Source organism: Stenotrophomonas sp. YIM B06876, assembly GCF_030711595.1.
Classification (GTDB): domain Bacteria; phylum Pseudomonadota; class Gammaproteobacteria; order Xanthomonadales; family Xanthomonadaceae; genus Stenotrophomonas.
Map to the genome: position 1 here is coordinate 1 of NZ_JAUJUJ010000443.1, position 655 is coordinate 655.

General features: G+C 68.3%; 1 protein-coding gene. It reads left to right on the forward strand.

Annotated elements, in window-relative coordinates; genetic code table 11:
* Positions 1–655 (forward strand): phosphoenolpyruvate carboxylase (locus QZH66_RS17840; RefSeq protein WP_305807147.1); only part of this gene is annotated, 655 nt, incomplete at both ends.

Genomic DNA, 655 nt, shown 5'->3' on the forward strand with positions numbered 1-655 from the left:
GGCGTTTCACGACGCCGCCGCGCAGCTGTCCACGGCCAGCATGGGCGCCTACCGCGCGCTGGTCTACGAGACCCCGGGCTTCACCGACTACTTCTTCAGCGCCACGCCGATCCGCGAGATCGCCGAACTCAACATCGGCTCGCGCCCGGCCTCGCGCAAGCCCTCGCAGAAGATCGAAGACCTGCGCGCCATTCCCTGGGGCTTCAGCTGGGGCCAGTGCCGGCTCACGCTGCCGGGCTGGTACGGCTTTGGCGCGGCGGTCGAGGCTTTCTTGCAGGCACCGGGCAAGGAGCCCAAGGCGCAGCTGGCGCTGCTGCGCAAGATGTACCGCCAGTGGCCGTTCTTCAGCACGCTGCTGTCGAACATGGACATGGTGCTGGCCAAGAGCGACCTGGCCCTGGCCTCGCGCTACAGCNGCCAGTGGCCGTTCTTCAGCACGCTGCTGTCGAACATGGACATGGTGCTGGCCAAGAGCGACCTGGCCCTGGCCTCGCGCTACAGCGAGCTGGTGCAGGATGCGCGCCTGCGCAAGAAGGTGTTCGGCGCCATCGAGGCCGAGTGGCACCGCACGGCCGACATGCTGACCCGCATCACCGGCGACAAGCAGCGCCTGGCGCACAACACGGCGCTGGCGCGCTCCATCCGCCACCGCTTT